The sequence below is a fragment of the Nostoc sp. genome, from assembly GCF_036917535.1.
Taxonomy (GTDB): Bacteria; Cyanobacteriota; Cyanobacteriia; order Cyanobacteriales; family Nostocaceae; genus Nostoc.
Map to the genome: position 1 here is coordinate 119,754 of NZ_JBALDA010000063.1, position 7,086 is coordinate 126,839.

Consider the following 7,086-nt stretch of genomic DNA (forward strand, 5'->3'; position numbering starts at 1 on the left):
GCTTTTCCTATAAACCTTGTTCAATCTCTCACTAACTACCTATTTAGTGGGTTTAAGACATATAAATGGCAGTTGAATAAGGCAGTGGATCAGTCTCTTAACTCAATATGGCAGGAAGTTAGAGCAAAACTTCATCATATTGCTGCCTCTGAGTCAGTAATTGCTACAGCAGATAAGAGAGAAGCTAATAAACTAAACAGACTTGACTCAGAGTATTGGCTACTCCTGAGAGCTATTGAGTTACTCACAATAGGCGTTAATAGCTCTGACAGAGATTTAGTTGATTGGAAATTATGTGAATTAGATGAACAAAAAGATTTTATTCTTGATAGGTTAGATCCTCTTAAGAGAAAACATTATGGTTTGTTAAGTAAAATTCAAGATACTTGGCATTCATGTTATGCCATTTTTACTTTTGAAGCAATTAGACGAGAAAAGAGTTTCAAAAAAACTGAGAAAATTTTAACGAATTTGATCGTTTCTTATATAAATCAAGAATCTTCCAAGGAAAATATACAGGAAATGCTGGAAGTCCTGGACGAAAAAATTGTAAAAAATTCAAGGCTAAAAACTTTATACCAAACATCACGTCTACTCAATTGGGTTTACTCATATATTGAAAAATTGAGTACGAATATTAACGAAGACCCCATTTATAGAGATTATCCAGTTAGAGCTAAACGGGGAAGATATTGTTATCATCTACCTAATGGTTGCAGTCATTACCCTCGTGTAGAAAAACCTGAACATCAAAAAACAATTTTATTTTTTAAAACTATTGAAGAAACTAAAGCGGAAAATTTAGATTTATGTGGAAGTTGCAAGAGGATTATTAGGAGTGAATAAGCTGGCGCTAACTTTAAGAGCCGCACATCTCCAAAGCCCGAATTCAACAACACACCACTGTATATTTATACTAAATGAAGTTAAGCGATCGGCTCTAATTCAGAAATGTATTCAGTTTCGTAGTTTTCAATTAAAACACCGATAACCTCCATTAGAGACGCGAGTGGATGCGTCTCGTCTTCACCAACTTGATCGATGAGAAAATCAAGGATCTCAACCAAGCGTTTATATTCCTCTTCTGTATGAGGAACAAAGACGTTTTCGGCAATGGATGACCAAGCAGTAATGGTTTGATCTAAGTTTAGGCTTTGCATTATTCCTTCCACTTTCCTTCATCATATTCTGAATGCGTTAACACAGACCGAATGTAGACCTTTTGGCGGTTGTAGTGAATTGCAGCAATGAGTCGAACTTTATTACCACCAATATTAAACACTGTCAATTTACCAACTTGATCTGCTGATGGAAACATTTCACGGAGCTCTACAAATGAGGAAAACTCATTTCCCTTGACTAATTGATACCACTGAGTCAAGGCGTTATTTGTATCTGGATGAAGTTTAGCAAATTCATTCAGTCGTTTACGAGTAATAACGTGCATCTAAAGACCCCTAATGTTTTAATAATTCTGTAATGCATATAATTCACCTCCTTGTGATAATCTTATATTTTAATCATTGCCTTTATTCAACAACATACTACTGCATATTTAGAGATTGTGTGTGAGATGGATAAGAAGTAGACCATTGTGGTGATGTCTGCTACGGGCTACGCCTACACCCTCACTCGACAAAAAACTAAGTGATCGCATTGAACCGTCCAATCCTCAATTAACAATTCCGGTACTTTGCATAAATCCCGATGATTGCGCGTTAATAAAACTAATTTACGAGATAGTGCATAGGCTTAACTAGTCGTAGACATCGCAATAAAAGAAGTAGAGTGTTGTGGCGATCGGCTTTAAGTATTATCTACGGGATGCACAAGAAGTAGAGTGTTGTAGCGATCGCTTCCTTGCACCGCAATGTGAAGCTGTTTTAGACTTAGAAAGATGCTATACAGTTTATAATCACATGAGCTATCACGATATTATTACAATTGAGCCGGACAAGCGAGGTGGTAAACCTTGCATTCGACGGATGCGAATCACCGTATACGATGTTCTCTGCTGGTTGGCAGCTGGTATGTCTCATGGAGAGATATTAGACGACTTCCCTGAATTAACAGAAGAAGACATTAGGGCTAGTCTAGAGTTTGCTGCTGACCGTGAACATCGTTTAGTTGCCTCTCTACCAAACGTTACGCGGACGGTAGGTGGTGTTTGAAGCTGCTTTTTGATCAAAATTTGAGTCGCAAGTTAGTAACTCAATTAGCAGACGTTTTCCCCGATTCCAGTCACGTTCAGTTTCATGGGCTGGAAGTAAAGACTGATACTGCAATATGGGAATTTGCTAAAATCAATGACTTTTGCATCGTAACTCAAGATGTAGACTTTGCAGAAAGAAGCCGTTTGTACGGTTCTCCACCTAAAGTTATATGGCTACGCTGCAAAAATGCACCAACAAAACAAGTTGAATCTCTACTTCTTTCTGGGGTGGAGGTAATTCAGGAGCTACTCAATAATCCAATTCTGCATTGCCTAGAATTGTACTAAAGCTTTACAAGGGAATTGTCTGTGAAATTCATAATAAGTAACCCATTATGCGAAAAAATAGATTCATCCACTTGCGAGAACAAAGTGTTACACAAATTAATTACTGAATCGCTGAACAATTGTCTGTATAATTGCCAAAATAGCTCCTACATTATCCAAGTAATATCTTTGCTTATCAAGCAAAGCTACTTTTTGCGAAAGTTGAAGAAACTGCCATACTTCTCCTGTTGTCACGCATCCATACACAGGTATTTCTGTTTGTCCAGATGAACGATTGAATAAATCCGCCGCTACCATTTGCGCGATGCACTGTCCTAACCCAGCTTCAACATCATTTTTCTTCGCTTCCACAACAGTGAGAATTGGGCTTCGCAATGGTGGTAAAGGTGGAGCTATTGCTAAAATAAAATCACATTCCCCAATCAAACCCTGTGCAGGATCAACATCAAGTCTTTGTCCAGAGAAAATAGCCAAACTATCTTGGCTGAGATCGCGACAAGTTAATAAAATCGGTACAATAATAAATTCGCTCCGAGCTTTTTCACTAATCAGAGCTAATTGGGTTCGCTTTCCTAAAGTTTCATTTAACCAAGAAGGAATGGAAAGAGGTACAAGCTTTGGAAATAGATCGGCTTCTTGGGTGGTAATTCCTAAAACAGCCGCAGCTTTTTCTAAAGTAAAGTCACTGTACGCCATAGTTTTGCACTGCTTTGAGTATATGACGTTTTGAATAAAAGGGAATTGCTTCTATTTTATCCCTGTTGTAGAGTTGTCTAGGGATTTTGTCTGAAATGCTCCCGAAGTTGTACGTTCTGGCGATGACCCATGCCTCATGCCCCAACTCGATAAAAAGCCACTACATATTTAGAAATTGTGTGTGAGAAGCACAAAAAGTAGCCCCTTGGAGCGATCGCAATCTATCCGTCAATGAAATTGAAGCACATAACACCATAGACAAAATATTAATTAATATATCTACCTTTATATATGAGTCGATTGCTCTACCAGTGAACTAACTTTCTTTGAGGTTTGATACAGGAGTCGAACCTGTGACACATCGATTATGAGTCAATCGCTCTACCAACTGAGCTAATCAAACGATATAGTTTAAAGCACTCGGCGGTATACGCTCATACCAAAAATTAGCGTACCAGTCAGCATATAAAACCTAAACTATAGCTTTGTGACTTTAGTTACTATCCCGCTCCAAATTTAGCACATGGAAATTGCGAGGTGCTGCAACCATGCCCATCTTATACATTGTCTGAATTTGACCTCTGCTGACAATTCATTTTTGTAGCTCAGTCTGGGAAAGCCAGACCAGTCATGGGGTCACGAATATACAACCCTAATGTGAGACTACGCATTGCTTCATCCCAAACGGGTATTAATTGTTCTGCTTGATCAGCCCAATAATCGAATGTAATTAAGCATTGAACATTTGACCCCAAACCAATGCAAGTCCGCGAAAAAGCTTCCCGTGGTTCTTCTTGGGTGTCAATGAACTTCATCTCTGTCCAGACAATTCTGGCGGTTTGACGCTTGACGGTAATAATTTCTCCCCTCTCAATGATGTTGCGGCTATCGTCTTCCAGGACTTTCTTCAAAGTGGATTTTAGCGGAAACTGGCTCCAATCGTTGGGTGGCAGGCGATTAAAAGATACTTCTAGACAGCAATCATCGTTAGGTGGTTTTTTATCCATGAACTTGAAGGATTTTTCTTGTGGCTCAAAAACCCAATTCTGGGGAACATTGAAGCGAACAGCCCCCCGATCTGCGACAAAAATCTTATAGCCTGATGGAGATTCCCAGCGATGGTCAGGTTTTAGTTCAAGCGTTTCTTTAATCCACTGGAGATTGCTTTTCTTACGCTTTGCCATAGTATTTTTGCTTTATTTGCTAAAGAGGGCGTCATCGATAGCGTAACGCAAAGCCTTTGGCATAGCTTCTCTACGAGACGCTACGCTAATGCTTAGAGCGACACAGGAGGGTAACAGCCCATCGTAGACATTGGCCTTTTTGTTAATATTATCAAATTGCTAGTATTTTGAATAACTCTTATATTAAATAAATAAAATTTTCGAGATTTTATATTAAGGAATCCAAGGTAACTATAACGTTGTGATTAGAGTTTCAGCTTTTAGCATTAAAATCTTAGCAGCTGTATTCATGGTTATGGATCATGTGTGCTATTTGCTAATGCCAGAGTTGGTAATCTTACACTTATTGGGGCGATTGAGCTTTCCCCTCTTTGCATGGCTTCTGGCTGAAGGCGAAAAACATACCCATAACGTATACCGCTATGGGAGGAGACTATTAATTACAGCAATAATATCTCAACCAATCTACACTATTGTTTTCCAGAGCTTATCACTTAATATTCTGTTCACGCTTCTTCTTGGACTTGTGATGTTGCGCTTAATAAAGCGTTACTCACAATTATGGCAGCAATTAATAATTATCGGCTTGTGTGCAGTAGTTGCCGAGGGCTTGGGCGTTGAATATAGAGTATATGGGATTGGAGTAATTTTCTTGATGTCTTTAACAGAAAAACTAAAGCCTAATGTATGGTTGCTCTACTGGTGCTTCTTTCACTTTATTTTAGTAACTCTATTTATAAGTGATATAGTGCAATATTGGGCAATTATTGCAGGATTCATTGTTTTTCAATTTAATGGTCAACAAGGTTCACAAGCTAGATGGTTTTATGTATTTTACCCAGCTCATTTAATTATTTTAGGTATAATCAATTATTTAATCCAGTCCAGGTAGGATTTCTATATCTATCTAATCCACGTGCGGTTATAAGATAAACTACAAACGTTCCCAACCAATGACTACTAGAATAATGGTCACTTGCAACATCTACTAACCCGCACTGGCGATGTAAAACAGTAACAGAGCGCAGGGTATCGAGTCGAGAATCGTTATCGGGTAATCGAGAGATTATTCCCTCAAGCATCCAAGCTCGACTGAGATTTAGACCCCGAAAATGAGATTGTAAATAGTCATTGGGTTTAGTTATTTGTACGGGTTGCAACCAGTTTACTGCATCTTTTGCGAGTAAATGTGGAAGAAAATCGGTAAGCCAATTTGCAAAATCTGTTGGTGAAAGAATGCGTCGCATTAAATCCGCTTCCGCAAGACAGGGAGAGACAAAATCATAACCCAATGGTTCAAAATGCAATGGATAGTTGCGATCGCTCCGATAAAATTTTTGGGCTTTGTCTTCGATCAGATTGGCAAAGTCTTTATTCTTCTTACTTTGCGCCCAATCGAGTGCTAAACCAAGTGGAAACGCGGTTTGAAAATGTGCTCCAGTGCGATTGGGAAGTTCGAGTTTTTCAAGCCAACGATAAAAGTTGTTGGCAACTAAGGTTTCTAACGGTTCTAACGCAGCTAGCCATTCTTTAGCTTGAGAATCATTCCATTCATCCAATTCCATTGCAAGTTGCAACAGCCATGAAAATCCATAAGGACACTCAAAGAAGGGACGCCGATTAAAATGATTAATTTCTCCTTGAATTTTCTCTGGAGTCAGGGTTTGGGTTAGTGCTTGTCTTACTGTCGGCTGAAATTCAGCATCAGGAAAATAGCGAGCTAGCCTTGCAAGTAACCAATGCCCATGTACGGCAGAATGCCAATCCAAACAACCATAAAATGCTGGCATTAATTCGCGTGGCGGCTTAATGTCCTCATCGCTTTCAAACCAAAAAATATTATTGTGCGGATACTCTTGGTTGATGCAGTTCAGCACCAATTGAACAAACTTGGCTGCGATCGCTACGTCAATCTCTATTGCTTCGAGTTGCATGGTTTCTCAGCGTAGTTTTGCACCTTTTTAGCATTATAGAGAAAAAGTGCTGGCATCAAGCAAGCAAACCAATTTGAACTAGCACAGAAGCTTGATCCCAGTAGATACTGCGATCGCACTGAGCCGCATAATAGTGCGGTTGAGCGGTTGCAAGTAATAGTGTTGCTCAATTGATAGGATGATTTTTGCCTGTTTGCGCTCATTCTTGGGCTTCAATCTGGGAAAGCTAAACCAGTCATGGGGTCAATTTAATTATTTTAGGTATAATTCATTACTTTATACAGTCCAGATAGTATTTATGATTTGATCAGCGATCGCTTACTTTTGATTGAAAACGTTATCAAGTAGGTAAAGTAATATTAGGTTGTACGTGTTGAATTCTAATTTATCTGTTGCGGTTATCAGAATTCAAAGCTTTACTTAAAATACGATGTAAATGCGTTCTAAGTTCAGCTTCAGCCCCTGGATAAGCAGGTAAAGCTTCAATTTGTGCATCGCGGTAAGATATATGAGAACCAGGGTAAAGAATTGCAGCAGAATTTACTACTTGTCTACCTTTATTATCTAGAATTGCGTGGCAATAAGTGTGCATTGTGTTGATATCCTGTTTTTTGGGCTTGTTTTCTCGGCTTATATTTTCTGGTTCCTCACTTTCAAATTTGTATTTTGGGTCAAATCAGAAATGTTGAATGTTAAGAAAAATCAGATAAAAATAGCCCAAAATATGGTAATTTTGGGCGAAGGATTAAAATATATTAGTTAAGTTGTGATT

9 protein-coding genes, 1 tRNA gene and 1 pseudogene are annotated in these 7,086 nt (G+C 38.6%); 4 read left to right on the forward strand and 7 right to left on the reverse strand.

Features of this window, described 5'->3' with window-relative positions; all coding sequences use genetic code 11:
- The first annotated feature begins 72 nt into the window (after positions 1-72).
- A complete protein-coding gene (locus V7K56_RS20940; protein WP_334913183.1) occupies positions 73-846 on the forward strand; it encodes a hypothetical protein in 774 nt (257 codons plus the stop codon).
- 80 nt (positions 847-926) lie between these two features.
- Here V7K56_RS20940 and V7K56_RS20945 read toward each other — a convergent pair whose 3' ends face one another.
- Both V7K56_RS20945 and V7K56_RS20950 read right to left on the reverse strand, forming a co-directional pair.
- Entirely contained in the window at positions 927-1,160 is a 234-nt protein-coding gene (locus tag V7K56_RS20945) for a hypothetical protein (RefSeq protein ID WP_334913185.1), read from the reverse strand.
- On the reverse strand, positions 1,160-1,447 hold the full coding sequence (locus V7K56_RS20950) for a type II toxin-antitoxin system HigB family toxin (protein ID WP_334913187.1): 288 nt from the start codon (positions 1,445-1,447) through the stop codon (positions 1,160-1,162). The genes V7K56_RS20945 and V7K56_RS20950 overlap by 1 nt, the downstream gene beginning before the upstream one ends.
- Positions 1,448-1,919: 472 nt before the next feature.
- Here V7K56_RS20950 and V7K56_RS20955 point away from each other — a divergent pair, with 472 nt between their 5' ends.
- Both V7K56_RS20955 and V7K56_RS20960 read left to right on the forward strand, forming a co-directional pair.
- A complete protein-coding gene (locus V7K56_RS20955; RefSeq protein ID WP_334913201.1) occupies positions 1,920-2,171 on the forward strand; it encodes a DUF433 domain-containing protein in 252 nt (83 codons plus the stop codon).
- Complete coding sequence (locus V7K56_RS20960) at positions 2,168-2,500, forward strand: DUF5615 family PIN-like protein (RefSeq protein ID WP_334913189.1); 333 nt, start codon at positions 2,168-2,170, stop codon at positions 2,498-2,500. The genes V7K56_RS20955 and V7K56_RS20960 overlap by 4 nt, the downstream gene beginning before the upstream one ends.
- A 96-nt stretch (positions 2,501-2,596) precedes the next feature.
- On the opposite strand, the gene V7K56_RS20965 is transcribed toward V7K56_RS20960, so the two are convergent.
- The 3 genes from V7K56_RS20965 to V7K56_RS20975 form a co-directional block, all read right to left on the reverse strand.
- A complete protein-coding gene (locus V7K56_RS20965) occupies positions 2,597-3,196 on the reverse strand; it encodes a hypothetical protein (RefSeq protein WP_334913191.1) in 600 nt (199 codons plus the stop codon).
- 330 nt (positions 3,197-3,526) lie between these two features.
- Positions 3,527-3,599 (reverse strand) — tRNA-Met (locus V7K56_RS20970).
- 202 nt (positions 3,600-3,801) lie between these two features.
- A complete protein-coding gene (locus tag V7K56_RS20975; protein WP_322674554.1) occupies positions 3,802-4,380 on the reverse strand; it encodes a hypothetical protein in 579 nt (192 codons plus the stop codon).
- 241 nt (positions 4,381-4,621) lie between these two features.
- Between V7K56_RS20975 and V7K56_RS20980 the strand changes: the two genes are divergently transcribed.
- Positions 4,622-5,272 (forward strand): TraX family protein, encoded by a 651-nt coding sequence (locus tag V7K56_RS20980; RefSeq protein ID WP_442940128.1) that lies wholly within the window; start codon positions 4,622-4,624, stop codon positions 5,270-5,272.
- Here V7K56_RS20980 and V7K56_RS20985 read toward each other — a convergent pair.
- A complete protein-coding gene (locus V7K56_RS20985) occupies positions 5,247-6,314 on the reverse strand; it encodes a DUF2891 domain-containing protein (RefSeq protein WP_334913195.1) in 1,068 nt (355 codons plus the stop codon). The two genes, V7K56_RS20980 and V7K56_RS20985, sit on opposite strands and share 26 nt — an antisense overlap.
- 385 nt (positions 6,315-6,699) lie before the next feature.
- A pseudogene (locus V7K56_RS20990) lies at positions 6,700-6,978 on the reverse strand (nuclease domain-containing protein); the annotation flags it as partial.
- Positions 6,979-7,086 lie beyond the last annotated feature (108 nt).